This is a genomic window from Streptomyces sp. NPDC002845, assembly GCF_053591955.1.
In genome coordinates this window covers 34,765-52,973 of record NZ_JBSFUU010000047.1, presented here as the reverse complement: position 1 = coordinate 52,973, position 18,209 = coordinate 34,765, and the positions used below count along the sequence as shown (strand labels likewise).

The window sequence follows — 18,209 nt, the reverse complement described above, 5'->3', positions numbered from 1 at the left end:
CCGCATGTGCCGCTCGGGTACCGGGATGACGGTCGGCCGATCTACCCGGTTCTCGGAGCCTCTGGCGAAGAACCGTCCAATCAGCCGCCCGCCGACTCCAAGACGTTCACCCAGGAGCAGGTCTCCACCCTGCTGGCCCGTGAGAAAGCAGCAGGGCGGTCGGGCCGCGATGAAGGAGCTGCTGGAGCAGACCGGGTTCCCCGATGCCGCGACCCTGGCGGCCTTCATCGAGGACAAGAAGCAGGCGGAGACGGAGGCGCTGTCGGAGCCGGAACGTCGTGAGAAGGCGGCGGCCGACAAGGAACAGGCGGCCATCGCACGGGAGTCGGCCGCGGCGGCGCGGGAGCGGGCGGCGCAGCGCCGGACCGCTCTGGTGCCCCTGGGTGCGACGGGCGAGGACCTCGCGGACGCCGAGCAGCTGCTGACCTTGCCGGACGACGCGGACGACGCGGACGACCAGGCGCTCACCGAGGCCGCCGAGGCCCTCGCGACCCGGCGGCCGGAGCTCTTCGGTACGCCACGCGAGAGTGCCCCACCCGCGCCGGGTGGGTCTCCGGCCGGAGGGCCGCCGCCGCGCTGGACTCCGCTCCGGCCAAGCCTGGCGCGGCCGGGCTGGAGATGGCCCGCAGGCGCGGCTACGTCACCTCCGACTGACCCGCACTGCCATCCCACCGGCGGGACAAGGCCGGACTGGGGACCACGCCCCAACCCTTCCTTCCATGGACGGCACCACCAGCCCGGTGAGTGCGCGAACCCCCTTCGCTGCTCGTCCATGGGAGGACTGGCTGTGACCCTTCAGCCGATCGCTTCGTCGCGGTCGTACACCGCTGACCGGGCCTGGCTCGCCTCGCTGCACGGCACCGACCAGACCGAGACCATCACCCTCGACATCTCGACGTTCACCAAGGACACCCACTGGGTGGCGTCGGCCGACCCGCACCGGCCCTACAGCCGGGTCCTGTCCGGCGTCCCCATCGGCAAGATCAGCGTGTCCGGCCTCTACGGGTCGTACGACGAGGCAGCTGCTGACGCCCGCCAGGAACTGGCCGGGGTCACCTTCGCCGAGGCGCTGCTCGCGCCCACCGCCACGCGGGTTCCGGCGGCGCTGCTGTGGCACGGCGTCGTCAAGGCGTGGGCGGTACCCGGCGGCATCGATCCGTCCACGGTGACCCCGTCCTCCACGGGCGCCCAGATCCGGTTTGTGTGAGGGGGCCGGCCAGTGACGATTCAGGATCTCATCGACGGTGTTACCGCCCGCGACCTCACCGCGTTCGCCCGCGCCATCCCCACGCCTGCGGACTTCCTCCTCACCAGCGCCAACGGGATCTTCCCCACGCTGGAAGTCCAGGACGTCAAGTGGCGGGTGCGCGACAACGGCCGCTACGTCAACGCCGCCAAGTACCGCGCCTACGACGCGAGCGTGCCGTTCGCCACCCGCGCGGCATGGGAGACCACCCGCGAGGGCATGCTGCCCCCGCTCGGCCAGAAGCTGCTGATCGGCGAGCAGGAACAGCTCCTCCTCGAAGCCTCGCGCGGCGCCGACCAGGACCGGCTGATCGAGCTGCTGTACGACGACGTGGAGCGGCACGTCGAAGCGATCCGGTCCCGCCTGGAGTTCGCCGCCGGCGACGTGCTCACCGACGGCAAGTTCTCACTCGTCAACGAGAACGGGCTGACGATCGAGGTCGACCGGGGTGTTCCGGCCGGGACAGTCCGTCGGCTCCACCCAACTCGGGACACTCCGCGGGACTCCACGAAACGGGGTGCAGCTCAGTTCAGGGTGGTCCGGAACCAGGCGAGGGTGGTGGCGATGGCCTGCGGGTGGGGCGTGGTGGGGAGTGGGCCGAAGGTGTCGGTGAACTTGGCGGCGTCGGTCACGAAGGGGCGGTCGCGCTGGTACCAGGTCTCGCCGAGGGCGCGGACGGTCGGGTTCACCAGGCCGAGGGTGCGCTGCATGGTGCGGCCGAGGGCGGCAGACTTCTCGGGGCGGCCCAGTTCCGCGAACACCAGGTCCAGGAACTGGCGCCCCGTCAGGGGTTCTGCCGCGGGGATGTGCCAGGCCAGGCCGTCCGCCCGCGCGTCGCCGCCAAGGGTCACCAGGCCCTTGGCGAAGTCGGGCAGGTAGCTGAGCGAGTGCGGCTGGTCGAGGGGTCCCACCCAGCGCGCGATCTTGCCTTGCAGGGCTGCAGCGAACACGGTCGCGCCCGCAGTGCTGTTCACGCCGCCGGGACCGTAGTAGTCAGACGCCCGGCCCAGCGTGACGCGCAGTTCGCCCGCGTGGTGGGCCGCCAGAAGCGAGCGCGCCATCTCGGCGCGGACGCGGCCCTTCGGGTTGCGCGCGGCGTAGGGCATGCTCTCGGTCATGGGCGTGGTCACTGGCCCGTACATGTACAGGTTGTCCGCGAACACCAGCTTGGCTCCCGCGGCCGCCGCGCCCTTGCGGATCGCCTCGGTCATCGCGGCGAACTCGTTCACCCATCGGTCGTAGGCCGGCGCGGCGCAGTGGTATACGACGGAGGCGTCGGCGCACGCCGATACGGCTCCGTCGGCCGAGGTGATGTCGCTTCGCATGACCTCCACGCCGTCCGGCACGGTGAGCCGGCCACTGCGGTTGACCGCACGCACACGGTGCCCCCGCACGGCGAGTTCCTTGACAACGGTGCTGCCGACGGCGCCACCGGCACCGAGGACGACGTGCAGATCGGATCCAGCGGACATGGGGACTCCTGAGGTTGTCCTCCCCGGCCCATGGCCTGCCCAGGGAGGGAAGCATTTAGTTACATTGTTATGAAACAGCGTTGTGTTACCCTTGTCAACATGGGACGACCACGCACGCGCGATTACGACGAACTCCGCCGAGATCTGCTGGACGCCGCCGGTCGCCTGCTCGCCGAAGAGGGCCCGCAAGCCTTGAGCACCAGGCGCGTCGCGCAGGAGGTGGGCACGTCGACAACCGCCGTGTACAACCTCTTCGGCGACAAGGCGAGCCTGCTGCGAGCAATGTTCTTGGAGGGGTTCGCCCGACTGACCGACGAATTTGCCAGTGTGCCCACCGACGGCGACCCCGAGGCCGACCTGAAGGCGCTCGGACACGCCTACCGGGCCGCCGCGCGCGCCAATCCGCAGCTGTACGAGCTGATGTTCGGCCGACCCGTGGCGGACTTCCGGCCCGAGGAGGCGGACCTGGCCCAGATCCAGGGCACGTTCGAAACCCTGACCCGCGCCGTCGCCCGCTGCATGGAGGCCGGCCGATTCGCCCCGGCCGACCCGTACGACATCGCGGTCCATCTCAACGCCCTGGTCCACGGCCTGGCGAGCCTGGAACTACGCGGCGCCCTGGGGGAGGGCGAACAGGCCGACCACCACTGGCGTATCTCCCTGGAGGCCGTCGTCCGAGGCTGCCGCCCATCGGCCGCCACCGCCAGCCCATCCCGAACCGCCCGGAACGCCGTCGGCGCACCTTCGACCCAACCGCGCGGGACGTGCTGCTGCGAAGCCAAGGCCGACACCACCGGCTGAGGGACACGGCGGGGTTCCTCCGCCACGACCGGGCATTCGCGAAGGGCCGGCCGATCGTGACCGCCGCGATCGAAGGCGCATGGGGCTCGTCGGGAATCTATGGGCTGCTTCCGGGGCTTGGGCTCGTTGCCGTGGTACAGGGCGTTTCGATGAGTTGATCGGTCCGTTGCGGGCGAAGTTCGAAGCGGTGATCCCGCATCTGAACGAGCGTCAGCGCCGGTTGCTGTACGGCGCGGACGCCCGGCAGCTCGGGCACGGCGGGATCGCCGCCGTAGCCTCGGCGGCCGGGGTCTCGAAGGGCTGTGTCAGCCGGGGACTGGCCGACCTGGGGGAGGGGGCCGAGCCGGACAGCCGGGTACGCCGCCCCGGCGGGGGCCCGCCCGGCCACGGCCGAGAAGGACCGGGGGCTGCGCGCCGCGCTGCTGTCCCTGGTCGAGGACAGCATGCAAGGCGATCCGATAGGGCCGCTGACCTGGACCACGAAGTCACTGCGCAATCTGGCGGACGAACTCGCCGCCCAGGGACGCGCAGCGGGACGGGACACGATCGCCGCGCTGCTGAAGGAGGCGGGTTCAGCCTGTGCGGCAACGCCAGGGTCCTGGCGGGCAGCTCGCACCGGGACCGCGACGCCCAGTTCCGGCACCTCAACGCCGAGGTGAGCCAGTTCCTGGACGCCGGGGACCCGGTGATCAGCGTGGACACGAAGAAGAAGGAGCAGATGCAGGTCCCGGCGTTCAGCTCTGGGATCCCCCCACCGGGCGGAGAAGGCGGTACTCACTGGCAGCGGACTCATCACGGACATGGCGTTCTCGCCCGACGGCCGGACCATCGCCACGAGCAGCCCGGTGCGCCTGTAGGACGTCGACGGACGAACGCCGCTCCGCACGTTTGCCGGCCCCGAGGACGCCACCCTGTCCGTGGCGTACGGCCCTCGGGGCAGCACCCTGATCGCCGGGGACTACGACAACGTGCTGTGGCAGTGGGACGCCGGCACCGGTGAGGTCCGCACCTCGTCCGCCGGCCCGAGCGGGCGTCCGGGCAAGGCGGCGGCCTTCAGCCCGGACTCCCGCACCGTCGCGTACACCGGGTCGGACGGCAGCATCACCTTGTGGAACACGGCAGACAGGACCGTGCGGAAAACGCTCAAGGGCCACGACAGTTCCGTGACGTCCGTAGCGTTCAGCCCGGACGGCCGGACCCTGGTCAGCGGCGGCAACGACCACACCGTATGGCTGTGGGACATGGCCACCGGCACCGAACGCGCTCTGCCTCACCGGCGCCGCCGGCGGGCTGTCCTCCCTCGCGTTCAGCCGGGACGGCCGGATGATCGCCGCCGGGACGAACGACGGCTCCGTCCTGTGGTGGAACATCGCTCTCCCGCAGCGCTCGGAGGCGGTCGGCAAGATCTGCCGCGCCCTCCACCGCGACCTGACACCACAGGAACGCTCCACCTGTCTGACGCGCCCGGACACCGGCCCGGTGTGCCCCACCTGACGCGGGTGGGCAAGCGTCCATCAAGTGGGGCTGTTTCATCTTCGGCGTGCCGCACAGCCATCGTCATACGTGGCCTGAAGGTCGATACGCGGCCGGTCCACGAACAGCCGCTCACCGCGGTGGTGACCGCTATGCCCGACTCCCGCTGCTTCACCGTCGCGATCACGCGAGGCATGCGGCTGCCAGTCGAAGGACGCCGCGCGCGTTCGGGGCGCGGCCGTGGCCGTAGGGCAGTCATTTCCGGCTCAGGGGCCACTTCTGCCACGTCATCCAGCGGGCGCGTGGCCTCGCGCAGCACGCTCGTGCGGAACTCCTCATGCTCGTCATCGCACATCCCGTGGACAACGAACGCGTGGCCTGCGTCGCACGCTTGCCGAGCGAGGGCGGCGGCTCGTTCAACATCGTGGCGACTCAGTCGCTCCCACAGAAGTTCACGCAGGGGGGTGACGCAGCCCCAGGCCGCGGCCCTCACTGCCGGGCAGAGGCGGGCCAACGCTGCCGACGTCCCAGCGGCCACACCGCAGATGGCCGGCACGCCGACCGGATCAAGACCGCCGAGGCCATCGACCAGCAGCGCGACGAGGCGAATGCCCGGACGCTGCTCGCTCCTTGGCCGACCTGACCCCGCCCCGGTGGCGAGGCGCACGGACGCGGCTCGCCACCTGAAAACGAAAGAGCACAGCTGATCACCTTGAGCCCCACCGGCGCCGAGATCCTCGCCACCAACGAGGACGGCATCGTCACCGGCCACCCTGCGGCGATGGCCCGCCTTCGGGCCGACGGCCTGGTCGTCCCGCACGAGGACTGCCAGGGCGAGCACCGGATGACCAACGCGGGCAGGAAGGCTCTGAAGCAGTGGCAGGAGGAGCACGGCGGCGCGCCGCCCCGGTCAGGCCCTCCGCCGTCCTGCGCGTGCTGCCGGCCCGGCAGCACGAAGCGGTGATCACCGCCGCCCAGCGCCCCGACCAGCGCGTAGCCGAGGCGGTGGAGCTGCTGCTGGAGGCTTTGGCGGCCCGAGCCCCTGCACGACGGCGTTCCGACCGCTGAAGCCCCTCGTCAACGCGCGTCCGACAGTGCGGTGATGCCTTCATCGAAGGTGATCGGCGGCTTGAACAGCAGGTCACGGCGGGCGGCTTCGACACTGAACCAGTGGGGATGCACCAGCTCGGCGACGAGGAAGCGGCTGAGCGTGTGGGTGCGGGTGAGGCCGGTCAGTCGTAGGACCGTCTCGCAGGTCGTCGCGGCGGCGTGGGCCAGCGGGCGCGGGATGGCGCACCACGTGGCCCGCAGCCCGGCCGCGTGCAGGAAGCGGGCGGTGATCTCGCGCAGGGGGCGGGGATCGTCCTGGGTGATGAAGTAGGCGCGGCCCCCGATGGGCCGGCCCTCCCGGAGTCGGTCCAGGGCCAGCAGGTGGGCGTGGGCGGCGGTGTGCAGGTGGGTGGTGTCGACGAGGTTCGTGCCGTCGCCGGGCATCACCGTCCGGCCCGCGCGCACGGCGCGTACCAGGGCCGGGGCGAAGTGTGGGTCACCGGGGCCCCAGATGATGTGGGGGCGCAGGGAGACGGTGGCCAGGCCGGGGCTGTCGGCGGCCAGGACGAGGGCTTCCGCGTGTGCCTTGGTGCGGGGGTAGGCGGCCAGGTGCCGACGGGGGTAGGGGCAGCGCTCGTCGGCGTTCTCCAGGCCGCCGGGCCGGAAGACGACACTTGCGGTCGAGGTGTGGACGAGGGTGCCGACCCCGTGAGCACGGCACTGGTCGATGACGTTGCGGGTGCCGAGGACGTTGGTTCTCCAGTACGGCGTGAGCGGGCCGCTGACACCGGCGAGGGCGGCGTTGTGGATGACGGCGTCGCAGCCGGCGAGCGCACGGGAGACGGCGGCCGGATCGGCGAGGTCTCCCAAGTGCTGCCGGACGCCGAGGCTCTCCAGGGCAAGGCTCGGCCGGCGGCCGAGGGAGGAGACCGTGGTGCCGCGGGCGACGAGCCGGCGGCAGATCTCCTGCCCCAGGAAGCCGCTCCCGCCCGTGACCAGGACCCTCAACGCAGGCCTCCTGTCACGTACTTGGCGGCCTGGGCGGCGAGCCGGGCGCGGTCGATTTTGGAGTTGTGGCGGATGTCGGTCGGGAAGCGCGGGTGGAACAGCACGGTGCCGATACGGCGGCCGTACCGGTGGTCGCCGAGCGCGGCGCGCAACGCGTCCAGGACCGCGTCCCTGCGTGCGCCGCGCTCGGGCTCGACACAGAGCACCGCCCGCTGCCGTCCGGCGGGGCCGACGCCGACCAGGGCCGTGCGACGGACACCCCGGGCGGTGTCGGCCGCGGCCTCGACGTCCTCGGTGGTGAGGGTGAAGCCTTCGCCGGTGACGAGGTGGGCCTTGCGGCCGAGGTACCAGAGGCGGCCTTCGTCGTCGAGGCGTCCCAGGTCGCCGGTGCGGTGCCACAGTGTGCCGTCGGTGACCGTCTTGGCCGTGGCAGTGGCGTCGGGGCGTGCGTGATAGGCCGGGCTGACCACGGGCCCCGCGACGGCGATCTCCCCCAGGCCGGTGTCGTCCGCGTCCAGGATGCGTGCCCCGACGCCGGGCAGGGGCCGGCCCAGGCAGGTGCCCAAGTGGCCCGGGGGCGGCTGGATGCGCAGTGAGCGCAGATCGTCGGCGTCGATGGCTGCGGTGGGCAGGCACTCGGTGGCGCCGTAGACACTGAGGATCTGCGCCTCGGCCGGCAGCGCCTTCGCCAGGACCTCGGCGAGCCGCGGGCGCAACGGCGCGCCGAAGGACAGCACGCGGCGGACCGAGGGCAGCGTCAGGCCGTGGCGGGCGCAGTGGCCCGCGATCAGGCCGAGGACCGCCGGTGAGCCGAGGACGATGTTCGCCCGGTGGCGCAGAAGGGGGCCGACGAGGTGGCCCGGGGGCGTGCGGGCCGGGGCCAGGTGGTCGACCCGCGGGGCGACGGTCGTGAGGCCGAGCAGCGGGCCCAGTGCGGCGAACGGCAGGAAGCAGGAGAGCAGGACGTCTCCGGCCCGGGGGCGGAGCACGGCGTCCAGGGTGGTGAGCTGTCCGGCCAGGGTGGTGTAGCGGTACTCCACGCCCTTGGGCTGCCCGGTGGAGCCGGAGGTGAAGGCGATCATCGCCAGGTCCTCGGGCCGGGGTTCCGGGACGCGCGGCGCCGGGCCCCTGCCGTCCGGCACCGCCAACGGCAGGCTTCGCCCCAGGAGTTCCCCCTGCCCGGGGAAGGCGCGGCCGGTCACCAGGGCCGTACGGACATGGCCGCGACCCCAGCCCAGCGCCCGGCGCGCCACATGGGCCAGCGGCTCCCCGATGAAGACGCCGGGGGCGATCTCGTTCAGGCAGCGACGCACTTCCGCGCGCGGCTCGATCAGCACGGGGACGGCACCGAGCGACGTCAACGCGTATACGGCCGCGACGAGTTGGTAGGCGTCCCGCGTCATCACCACGGCCTTGTCGCCGCGCTGTACTCCGGCGGCACGGAGGTCGTCGGCGGTGCGGCGGCAGCCGTCCAGCAACTGTGCCGCCGTCACGTCCTGTGCGGACACGGCGCCGGTGCAGCGCACGAGTACGGTGGCCCGCGCGTGCTCGGTCAGCCCGGCCAGGCGGGTGAAGATGCTGTCGGGTGCGGCGGTCATCGCTGTCCTCGCAGGAAGTCGCGGATGTGCACGCCGAGTTCGTCCCCGGCGTCGTCCATCACCAGGTGGCCGGCGCGCGGGTAGCGGTGGACGACGGCGTGCGGGTGGCGGCGGGTCCACTCGGCGAGGATCAGCGGCGTGAAGACCGGATCCCGCATGCCCCAGCCGATGAGCATCGGCAGCCGTCCGAGGCTGTCGGCCCCGTCAGGCGGTGTGAGCAGGCGCCAGGCCTCATCGGCGGGGTTCCGGGGGATGGCTCGGACGAACTCCGTGATCGCCCGGCGGTTGTCCCGGCGGGCATGGGGCAGCAGGTAGGCGCGCCGCTCGGCGGGGCTGAGCCGGTGGGTGACGCCGAGGCGGACCGCGGCCCGGGCGAAGGCGTTGGTGGCGTGGACCATGGCGGCCACCGGCCGGTGGTCCCTGATCCAGCGCAGATAGATCGGCAGCCGGTAGCCGTCGGGCCAGGGAAAGGCGATGGTGTTGAGGACCACCAGACGGGAGACGACGCCCGGGTTGCGCAGGAGCCAGGCGACGCCGAGCGGGCCGCCCCAGTCGTGCACGGCGAACGTCCAACCGCTCGGCGGCACCCCCTCGTTGTGGACCAGGTGGTGGTAGAGGGCGTCCAGGTGGTCCAGTTGGTACAGGTAGCGGGCCGTCGGGTCGGACGGCAGCTCCATGGGCTGGGACAGACCGAGGCCGGGCAGGTCCGGGGCCAGGCATCGTGCGTGCGGGGCCAGTGTGGGAAGCAGCTTGCGCCAGGCGTAACTCCAGGTCGGATTGCCGTGCAGGAACAGCAGCGGTTCGCCCGTGCCGACGTCGAGATAGTGCTGGCGGGTCGCCGGCACGAGCCGCCAGTGCTCGCGAGCGGGGTAGCCGGGGAGCAGCTGTTGGAGGAGGGAAGAGCGCGTGGCGGCGTCCGTGCGCCGGCTCTCGGCGGTCACCAGCGGACCAGCGCCAGGCCGAAGCTCATGCCGCTGGCCAGGCCGAGCATCGCCACGGTGTCGCCCGGCTCGATGCGGTCGGCCTCCTGCGCCTTGACCAGTTGCAGGGGCAGGGAGGCCGCGGCGCAGTTGCCGTGCTCGGCCACGGCGGGCATGCACCGGTCGGCAGGCAGGGGGAGCTTGTCGACCATCTCCTGGTACTGAGGCATGCCGATCTGATGGAAGGCGATGAAGGCGCTGGAGCGGACCGCGTCCAACTCCCGTTCCGCTGCCTGCTGGAGGAACTGCAGACCCTCGACCGCGGTCGTACGCAGCAGGTCACCGTTCAATCGGATGGTCAGGTGCTCGTCGTCGAACGCCCGCGGGTGCATGGAGCCGCCACCACTCACGGTGCAGGCGCTCCAGGCGGTGGAGTCCGCGGCGAACCGCAGCGTGAGCATTCCGGGATCGCTGTCCCCGGCGGGCCCGGCGGTGAGCAGCATGGCGGCGCCGGCGTCGGAGACGGTGTAGCCGGGCATGGCCCGCAGCAGGGCCTCGTGGTCGGGGACGTGCCAGCGCGTGACCATGGAGCCCACCTCGCCGCAGGCGATGAGCACCGAGCGGTACCGGCGGGTCGCGATGAACGCGCCGGCCACCTCCATCGCGTTGAGGACGCTGTTGCAGGCGTTCGTCACGTCGAACACCGGGCAGGTGGCGCCGAGTTTCGCGGCCACGAGGTGCGAGGTCGACGGTTCGATCATGTCCTGGCTGGTGGCGGCAAAAAGCAGCAGGCCCACCTCGCCGATGGTCACGCCGGCGTCCGCGAGAGCCTTGCGGGCGGCCGATGCCGCGAGATCCGAGGCGCACACCCCCTCCTCGCGGGTGTGCACGCCGCGCACGCCGGTGATGTCCTCGAGCAGTCCGGGCGGCGGTACGTAGGGACTTCCGGCGGCGGCGATCCCGGCCCGGATCTCCTCCATGGTCCGGTAGCGGGACGGCAGGTGGACGGCGGTTGCTGTCAAGCGGGCACGCGGGGCTTCGAGCACCGCGCCACCGTAGCGGCCGGTCACGCACCGTGACCCCTAGTTCACTCGTTTGCCGGGCAAGGGCCACACCAACGGGTGAAAGGGGCCTTGGTCACCGGGCCGTCAGGGCAGTGTCCTTCCGCTCGAACCGGACAAGCAGGGGGGCAGGTCATGGCTGTGGGACGGGACGACCGGTCAGTGGCGGTGGTGGGCGTGGGCTGCCGACTGCCGGGCGGCATCACCGACCTGGACGGGTTGTGGGCAGCCCTGCGGGAGGGGCGTGACCTCGTCGGGGAGATGCCGCCGGACCGGTTTCCCAAGGAACGGTTCGTCGATCCGGGGGCGGTCCGCCCGGGCCGCAGCTACACCGCCGCCGGGGGCTTCCTCGACGACATCGCGTCCTTCGACGCCGCGTACTTCGGCATCTCGCCCAAGGAAGCGGCCCACCTCGATCCGCAGCAGCGGCTGCTGCTGGAGATGGCGGCCGAGGCGCTGGACGACGCCGCCGTCCCAGCCGAGGCGCTCGCCGGGTCCGACACCTGCGTGTACGTGGGGATCTCCGACCCGGCCTACGGCACCGTCCTGACGTTGATGGAGGACCACACCAGCCCGCACACCATGCCCGGTGCCACCCTGTGCATCGCGGCGAACCGCCTGTCGTACGCCTTTGACCTGCGCGGCCCCAGCATGGCCGTCGACACGGCCTGCTCCTCGTCCCTGGTGGCACTGGACCGCGCCTGCCGCACCCTGCGGGAGGGCACCAGCCGCGTGGCGCTGGCAGGCGGGGTCAACGTGCTCGCGAACCCGTACTCGTACGCCGGTTTCTCCTACGCGGGCATGCTGTCGCGGCGCGGGCGGTGCGCGGCCTTCTCCGTCGGCGCCGACGGCTTCGTGCGGGCCGAGGGCGGTGCGGTGCTGGTGCTGAAGCGGCTGGTGGACGCGGTGGCCGACGGCGACCGGATCCACGCCGTCCTCGCCGGCACCGGCAGCAACTCCGACGGCCGCACCACCGGCATGACACTGCCCAGTTCACAGGCTCAGGAGGCCCTGCTGCACGCGGTGTGCCAGGAGGCCGGGATCGGGCCGGACGACCTGGTCTACTTCGAGGCGCACGGCACCGGCACGCCGGTCGGCGACCCCGCCGAGGCCCGGGCCATCGGCCGGGCCATCGGCGCGCGGCGCGCCGATGGCCCACTGCCCGTCGGCTCCGTGAAGTCCAACCTGGGCCACCTGGAGCCCGCGGCCGGCATGGCCGGTCTGCTCAAGGCGATGCTGGTGCTCCGCCACCGGACCGCACCGGCGTCTTTGCACGCCCTGCCGCTCAACCCGGCCATCGACTTCGACGCGCTCGGTCTGGCACCCACCGTGACGCCCGTGGAGTTGCCCCGCTCGGAACGGGCCGCGGTCGGGGTGAACTCCTTCGGTTTCGGAGGCGCCAACGCCCACGCCATCGTCGTACCACCACCTGCGATGCCGAAGGAGTCGACGCCCACGGGCAGGCCGGTGCCGGTGGTGGTCTCCGCGCGGTCGCCCAAGGCGCTCCGGCAGTTGAGCGCGCGGATGGCCGAGCGGCTGCGCGCAGCGGCACCGGAGGAGTTCTACGACCTGGCCAGCACCAGCACGCTGCGACGCAGCGCCCACCCGCACCGCGCCGCCGTGCTGGCCGCCGATCCGCGGCAGGCAGCGGACCGGTTGGAGGGCCTGTTCACCGACGCGCCCTCCCACGGGGCCGTGACCCGCAAGGCAGGGCGGGGCGCCGTGGCGTTCGTCTACTCCGGCAACGCCTCCCAGTGGCCCGGGATGGCCGTCGGCCTGATGACGAATGAGGCCGTCTTCCGCGCCGCCGTCGAGGAGGCGGACGCCGCGCTGGCCCCGCATCTGGGCTGGTCCGTGGCCAAGGAGCTGGAGCGTCCCACCGCGGCACGCTGGGCGCGTACGGAGATCGCCCAGCCGGTGCTGTTCGCCGTCCAGGTGGGCCTCACCGCCCTGCTGGCCTCCCAAGGGCTGAGCCCGCGTGCGGTCGCCGGGCACAGCGTCGGAGAGGTGGCCGCCGCGTACACGGCCGGAGCGCTGCCCCTGGAGCAGGCGGCGCTGGTGCTCGCCCACCGCAGCCGCACCCAGGCCGCCACTGCGGGCCGCGGACGCATGGCCGCCGTCGGCCTGGCCGAGGCCGCCGCCCGCGAGGAACTGGCCCGCTTCGGCGGGGCGTTGGAGATCGCCGGAATCAACAGCGACCGGGACGTCACGGTGGCCGGCGACCCCGACGCGCTGGCCGCACTCGGTGCCGAACTGACCGCCCGCGACGTCTTCTTCCGCGAACTGGATCTGGACTACGCCTTCCACAGCCGCGCCATGGACCCCATCGAGGAGCCCCTGTGCGCCGCCCTCGCCGGTCTGGCCCCCGTCGAGGCACGGGTGCCGTTCGTCTCCACCGTCACGGCAACCCCGCTGACCGGACGGGAACTCGACGCGGCGTACTGGTGGCGCAACGTGCGCGAGCCGGTCCGTTTCGCCGAGGCCATGGGTCACCTCGCGGAAGAGGGCATCGGCATCGTCGTGGAGATCGGCCCGCACCCGGTCCTGCGCCCCTACCTGCGCCGCACCGGCCTGGCGTACGTGCCGACGCTGCGCCGGGACGGGGACGGGCCGCACGAGGCCACGGCCGCGGTCGCCGCCCTGCTCGCGGCCGGTGCCGAGGTGGACTGGCAGGCGCACTTCCCGCACCCCGGCCGGGTCGTGGACCTGCCCGCCTACCCCTGGCAGCGCGACCGGCACTGGCACGGCACCGCACAGGATCTCGTCATGCACACCAGCGGTTCCGGAGTGCTGGACCACCCCCTGCTCGGCGAACGCCTGCCCGCCCCCCACCCTCTGTGGCACGGCACCGTCGAGCCACAGCTCGTGCCCTGGCTGGGCGACCACCGGATCGGCGGCAGCGTCCTGATGCCCGCCGCCGCGTACGCGGACATGGCCCTGACGGCCGGGCAGCGGGCGCTGGGCCGCCCCGTGGAGGTGCGGCACCTGGACCTGTCCCGCCCGTTCCCGATCGAGTGGCCGGACCCGGCCGGAGCCGCGCTGCAGACCGCCGTGGTCCCGTCGGACGGCACACTGACCATCAGCACACGCGACACGCGGGGCGCCGAGATCCAGCCGGTCGTCCGCGCCCAGGTGCGCACCCGGCTGAGCACCGCCCCCGGTCCGCTGGACATCGCCGCGGTCAGGGCCCGCTGCTCCCGCACCCTCACCGGCCCGGACTACTACGAGCACTGCCACCGCCTCGGGGTACAGCTCGGTCCGGCGTTCCAGGTCCTGCGGAGCCTGGACCTCGGCGAGGGCGAACTGCTCGCGTGGTACCGGCTCGAGCACCCGTCCGATGCCCACACGGTCCACCCTGTGCTGCTGGACGGCCCCTTGCAGGCCACCGTCGCCCTGGCCGACCAGCCGACCCGGGAAGCCGCCGGCTACCTGCCCTCGGCCTTCGGAACGGTACGCGTGTGGCGCACCCCGGCGTCGGAGGGCGTTGTCCACCTGCGGCGCCGCAGCCGCAGCGCCAACGAGATCTGCTGGGACATCACGTACGCGGACCTCGACGGCACCGTCACCGCCGAGATCGAGAAGTGCCGCACCCGGCGCGTCCGCCTCACCGACCACGCCCCGCTGACCGTCCAGCGCACCGTCCTGCGCGCGGCCCCGCACCCCACGATGCCCGCCCCGCCCTCCCCGCTGCCCGCACCGGCCGAGGTGGCGGACGCCGCCCGGGCGCGCATCACCGCCGCCCGCACCGAACTGGACGACAGCGGTCACGCACGGTTCACGGCCGCCGCCGAACGAGCCGGCGCGTACTGCTGGGCCGCAGCCCTGCGCGGCCTGCTGTCCCACCCGGGCGAGCCCTTCACCATGCCCGACCTGGTCGGTCAGGGCCTCGCGCCGCGGCACCGCAGGCTGGTCCGTCTGATGCTGCCCCTGCTGGCCGAACAGCAACTGGCCGAGGCCGACGGGCAGGCCTGGCGGCTGCTCGACGTCACCGCATGCCCCGAGGCGGCTCTGCGGACTCTGCTGGAGGACCATCCCCGCTTCGGCCCGGCAGCGGTGCTGATGAACAGCCAGCTACGGCAGCTGCCCGAGGTGCTGCGCGGCACCGTCGACCCGCGCGACCTGCTGCCCGTCGGCGAGAGCTTCCTCGAACAGTGGCAGGAGACCGCGCCCGCTCACCGCTTCACCCACCGGGTGGTGCAGGCGCTGCTCGACCGGATCGTCCGCGACTGGCCCGCCGACCGCCCGCTGCGCGTCCTCGAAGTGGGCGCGACCACCACGGCCCTGACCGCCGCCGTGCTCCCGCTGCTCCCGCCCGACCGCACCCACTACACCTGCACGGCCCCCTCCAACGCCTCCTTCGCCCGCGCCCGGCACCGCTTCGCCGCCTGCCACTTCATCGACTACCGCACCCTCGACCTGGACGCCGACCCTGTTGTCCAGGGCTTCCCGCCGGGCGGCTTCGACCTGGTCCTCGCCGGCGACGCCCTGCACGCCACGGCCGACCTCGCCGCCGCGCTGGGACACGTACGCTCGCTCCTCGCCCCGGGCGGCCACCTGCTGGCCACCGAGCGGCACCACGATCGGCTCGACGCCCTGCTGCTGGGCGGCCTGGAGTCTTTGTGGAAACGCAGTGACCGGGCCCTGCGTCCCACCACACGGCTGTTGCCCCGCGACGGGTGGACGCCACTGCTGGAGCGGTGCGGCTTCACCAGCCCCTGGCAGACGGGGTCCGACGACCGCTCGGTTCTGGTCGCCGCCGCGCCCGGGGATACGGCGGACACGCCCGCCCTTCCCCCGCCACCGCCGGACGCGGTCTGGCTCGTCGCCACGGAGACCGACGCCGAGACCCCGACCGCCCGGGAACTGGCCGAACTGCTGGGCCCGGCGACGGTCCTGCCCGTCGCCACCGACGTCGAGGCATGGACGGCTTCACTGACCGCCGAGGCCGCGCCGCGCATCGTCCTGCTCCTGGCCGAGCCCGACCCGGAGCAGCTCGTGGCCCGGACCACGCACCGCGCGGCCGTCCTGCGCACTCTCGCCGCCGCCTGCCGGACCCTGCCCAAGGACCAGGGCCCACAGGTGTGGCTGGTGACACGCCCCACCGGCCTGTTCCCCGCCCCGGAACGCCCGACGCACCCCGAGGACGCGGCCGTCTGGGGTGCCGCTCGCACCCTGGCCAACGAACAGCCCGGCCTGGGACTGCGGCGCGTCTCCCTCGACCGCACGGCGGACCCGGCCGCCGACGCCCGCCGCCTGGCCGCCGAACTGCTCACCGCGGGCCATACCCCGGACGAGAACGCGGGCGCCGTCGAGGACGAGGTCGTCCTCACACCGGCCGGCCGCTTCACCCCCCTGCACGTCGAGCACCCGGCCGACGAACCACCCGCCATCCTCACCGGCGTGCCTTTCACCCTCGACGCCCGCGACCCCGGCCCCGCCCGGCGCCTGGTCTGGCGGGAGACACCTCTCCCGCAGCCCGGTCCCGGTGAAGTCGCCGTCGAGATGCGCGCGGTGGCGCTGAACTACCGCGACCCCATGCGCGCCAACGGCCTGCTGCCGCCCGAAGCCGTGGAGGACAGCCCGCTCGGCCGCGGACTGGGCACGGACGGTGCCGGCATCGTCTGCGCCGTCGGACCCGGAGTGCGTGACTTCGCGGTCGGCGACCGGGTCTGCGGCCTCGCTCCCGCGGCCCTCGCCTCCCACGGTGTCACCTACGACCACGGCCTGTTCAAGATCCCCGACGGCATGAGCTACGCCGAGGCGGCGACCTTCCCCGTCGCGTTCCTGACGGTCCACCACGCCCTGGTCGACCAGGCGCGCGTGGCTTCCGGCGAGACAGTGCTCGTGCACGGCGGCGCCGGCGCGGTGGGCCTGGCCGCCCTGCAGTGCGCGCACGCGCAGGGCGCCCGCGTCATCGCCACCGCCGGAAGCGAGACCAAACGGAACCTGCTGCGCAGCCTCGGTGCCTGGCACGTACTCGACTCGCGCAGCCTGGACTTCGTACCGCGGGTCCGCGAACTCACCGAAGGCCGGGGCGTCGACGTCGTCGTCAACTCTCTCAGCGGCGAGGCGATCGCCCACGGACTGGACCTGCTGCGCCCCAACGGCCGCTTCGTCGAACTGGGCAAACGCGACATCTTCCTCAACAACCCGCTGTCGTTGCGTCCCTTCGACCGCAGCCTGACGTTCATCGGCTTCAACCTGGACCATGTGGCGCTGGACCGGAGCCGCGGCCCCCGCCTGGTCGCCGATGTCGTGTCCCTCATCGAACGCGGCGTGTACCGGCCGCTGCCGCACACCGTCTACCCGGCCGCCCGGGTGGAGGAGGCCTTCCAGGTTCTCCAGCACTCCCGGCACATCGGCAAGGTCGTCGTCTCCTTCGGCGAAGCCGACGCCCACGACCGGGTCGATGCCCGCGGCCGAAGCGAGGTTGACGAGAACCCGCTGGACGAACCCGTCACCGTCCAGCCCGCACCCCACGCCCACGCACTGGATGCCGACGGCACCTACCTGGTGACCGGCGGGCTGAGCGGCTTCGGTGCCGCCACCGCACAGTGGCTGGCCGACCACGGGGCCCGGTACCTGGCGCTGGTCTCCCGCCGCGGCCAGGCCACTCCCGAGGCGCCGGCCCTCCTGGAGGACCTGGCCCGGCGCGGCGTGCGCGCCACCGCCTACGCAGCCGACGCCACCGACGAGGCGGCGCTGCGCCGGGTCATCGACGCGGTCGACGCCACCGGGCACCGGCTGCGCGGCGTCGTACACGCCGCGATGCACCTCGACGACGCGCCCCTGGCCGAACTCACCGGCGACCGGTTCACCGCCGTCCTCGCCCCCAAGGCCGACGGCGCGGTCCAGCTGCACCGCCTCACCGCGGACCACGACCTGGACCTGTTCCTCACCTACTCCTCGATCGCCACCGCCGTCGGCAACGTCGGCCAAGCCCCCTACGCGGCCGGCAACGCCTATCTGGAGGCGCAGGCGCGCGCCCGCCACGCCCAGGGACGCCCGGCCACCGCGCTCGCCTTCGGCCCGATCGGCGAGACCGGCTACGTCGCCCGCCACGCCATCGGCGATGCCATGGCCGAGCGGGGCTTCCAGCCCCTCACCGTCGCCGAGGCACTCGCCACCGCAGGTGGCCTGCTCCAGCCGGGCACCGACGTGGCGGGCATCGGCCGCTACCGCTGGAGCCGCGCCCGCCGACTTCTGCCCGCCCTGGCCACCGCCCGTTTCACCGGCCTTGTGCCGGCCGACTCCGCCCCCAGCCCGGAAGGCCGGGCGGAGCTGCGGCGCGAACTGGCCGCCATGACACCCGACGACGCCCGGGCCGCGATCACCCAGACCCTGACCCGGCTGCTCGCCGCCGTCCTGCACAGCGATCCCGAGGAGCTGGACCCCGCGCGACCCGTGACCGACTTCGGCCTCGACTCGCTGCTGAGCACCGAGTTCATGGTGCGCGCCGGCGAACACTTCGACGTCCGCCTGGCGGCCGCCGAGCTGATGAGCAGCGACCGCACCCTGACCCACTTCGCGCAGCTGGTGCACACCAGGCTGGACCTCGCGTAGGAAGGAGCTGCTCGGTG

At 73.0% G+C, this 18,209-nt stretch carries 11 protein-coding genes and 3 pseudogenes; 9 read left to right on the top strand and 5 right to left on the bottom strand.

Features of this window, described 5'->3' with window-relative positions:
- Window positions 1–139 precede the first annotated feature (139 nt).
- Window positions 140–1,207, top strand: coding sequence for a hypothetical protein (locus ACWD3C_RS29800; protein WP_451149256.1), 1,068 nt, complete (start codon window positions 140–142; stop codon window positions 1,205–1,207).
- A 12-nt stretch (window positions 1,208–1,219) separates the two neighbouring features.
- Window positions 1,220–1,699 (top strand): annotated as a pseudogene (locus tag ACWD3C_RS29795) (major capsid protein); the annotation flags it as partial.
- Between the two features lie 71 nt (window positions 1,700–1,770).
- Here the strand turns inward: ACWD3C_RS29795 and ACWD3C_RS29790 are convergent.
- Window positions 1,771–2,718, bottom strand: coding sequence for an NAD-dependent epimerase/dehydratase family protein (locus ACWD3C_RS29790; protein ID WP_451149255.1), 948 nt, complete (start codon window positions 2,716–2,718; stop codon window positions 1,771–1,773).
- Between the two features lie 99 nt (window positions 2,719–2,817).
- Between ACWD3C_RS29790 and ACWD3C_RS29785 the strand changes: the two genes are divergently transcribed.
- The 6 genes and pseudogenes from ACWD3C_RS29785 to ACWD3C_RS29760 all read left to right on the top strand — a co-directional run bounded on the left by ACWD3C_RS29785 (window position 2,818) and on the right by ACWD3C_RS29760 (window position 5,956).
- Window positions 2,818–3,519 (top strand): TetR/AcrR family transcriptional regulator, encoded by a 702-nt coding sequence (locus tag ACWD3C_RS29785; protein ID WP_451149254.1) that lies wholly within the window; start codon window positions 2,818–2,820, stop codon window positions 3,517–3,519.
- Between the two features lie 79 nt (window positions 3,520–3,598).
- Window positions 3,599–4,234 (top strand): annotated as a pseudogene (locus ACWD3C_RS29780) (ISAzo13-like element transposase-related protein); the annotation flags it as partial.
- Between the two features lie 202 nt (window positions 4,235–4,436).
- A pseudogene (locus ACWD3C_RS29775) lies at window positions 4,437–4,709 on the top strand (WD40 repeat domain-containing protein); the annotation flags it as partial.
- A 133-nt stretch (window positions 4,710–4,842) separates the two neighbouring features.
- Window positions 4,843–5,013 carry a hypothetical protein gene (locus ACWD3C_RS29770; RefSeq protein WP_451149253.1) on the top strand — a complete coding sequence of 57 codons (171 nt, stop codon included), beginning with the start codon at window positions 4,843–4,845 and terminating at the stop codon, window positions 5,011–5,013.
- Window positions 5,014–5,329: 316 nt separating this feature from the next.
- Window positions 5,330–5,635, top strand: a complete 306-nt coding sequence (locus tag ACWD3C_RS29765; RefSeq protein ID WP_451149252.1) for a zinc finger domain-containing protein — start codon at window positions 5,330–5,332, stop codon at window positions 5,633–5,635.
- A 69-nt stretch (window positions 5,636–5,704) separates the two neighbouring features.
- Window positions 5,705–5,956 carry a hypothetical protein gene (locus tag ACWD3C_RS29760; protein WP_451149251.1) on the top strand — a complete coding sequence of 84 codons (252 nt, stop codon included), beginning with the start codon at window positions 5,705–5,707 and terminating at the stop codon, window positions 5,954–5,956.
- Between the two features lie 113 nt (window positions 5,957–6,069).
- Here ACWD3C_RS29760 and ACWD3C_RS29755 read toward each other — a convergent pair whose 3' ends face one another.
- From ACWD3C_RS29755 to ACWD3C_RS29740, 4 genes are read right to left on the bottom strand one after another with little or no spacing between them, the layout of a single operon-like run.
- Window positions 6,070–7,050, bottom strand: a complete 981-nt coding sequence (locus tag ACWD3C_RS29755; RefSeq protein WP_451149250.1) for an NAD-dependent epimerase/dehydratase family protein — start codon at window positions 7,048–7,050, stop codon at window positions 6,070–6,072.
- Window positions 7,047–8,648 (bottom strand): AMP-binding protein, encoded by a 1,602-nt coding sequence (locus ACWD3C_RS29750; protein ID WP_451149249.1) that lies wholly within the window; start codon window positions 8,646–8,648, stop codon window positions 7,047–7,049. The genes ACWD3C_RS29755 and ACWD3C_RS29750 overlap by 4 nt, the downstream gene beginning before the upstream one ends.
- Window positions 8,645–9,589 (bottom strand): alpha/beta fold hydrolase, encoded by a 945-nt coding sequence (locus tag ACWD3C_RS29745; RefSeq protein WP_451149248.1) that lies wholly within the window; start codon window positions 9,587–9,589, stop codon window positions 8,645–8,647. The genes ACWD3C_RS29750 and ACWD3C_RS29745 overlap by 4 nt, the downstream gene beginning before the upstream one ends.
- Entirely contained in the window at window positions 9,586–10,638 is a 1,053-nt protein-coding gene (locus ACWD3C_RS29740) for a 3-oxoacyl-ACP synthase III family protein (protein WP_451149247.1), read from the bottom strand. The genes ACWD3C_RS29745 and ACWD3C_RS29740 overlap by 4 nt, the downstream gene beginning before the upstream one ends.
- 126 nt (window positions 10,639–10,764) lie before the next feature.
- On the opposite strand from ACWD3C_RS29740, the gene ACWD3C_RS29735 reads away from it, so the two are divergent.
- Window positions 10,765–18,192: an SDR family NAD(P)-dependent oxidoreductase gene (locus ACWD3C_RS29735; protein WP_451149246.1), complete on the top strand. Its 7,428-nt coding sequence runs from the start codon at window positions 10,765–10,767 to the stop codon at window positions 18,190–18,192.
- Window positions 18,193–18,209: the final 17 nt, after the last annotated feature.

Coding starts and splice junctions, on each gene's coding strand:
- ACWD3C_RS29765 (WP_451149252.1), top strand. CDS start 5,330: ATGCTCGTCATCGCACATCCCGTGGACAACGAACGCGTGGCCTGCGTC.
- ACWD3C_RS29735 (WP_451149246.1), top strand. CDS start 10,765: ATGGCTGTGGGACGGGACGACCGGTCAGTGGCGGTGGTGGGCGTGGGC.
- ACWD3C_RS29790 (WP_451149255.1), bottom strand. CDS start 2,718: ATGTCCGCTGGATCCGATCTGCACGTCGTCCTCGGTGCCGGTGGCGCC.
- ACWD3C_RS29785 (WP_451149254.1), top strand. CDS start 2,818: ATGGGACGACCACGCACGCGCGATTACGACGAACTCCGCCGAGATCTG.
- ACWD3C_RS29770 (WP_451149253.1), top strand. CDS start 4,843: ATGATCGCCGCCGGGACGAACGACGGCTCCGTCCTGTGGTGGAACATC.
- ACWD3C_RS29750 (WP_451149249.1), bottom strand. CDS start 8,648: ATGACCGCCGCACCCGACAGCATCTTCACCCGCCTGGCCGGGCTGACC.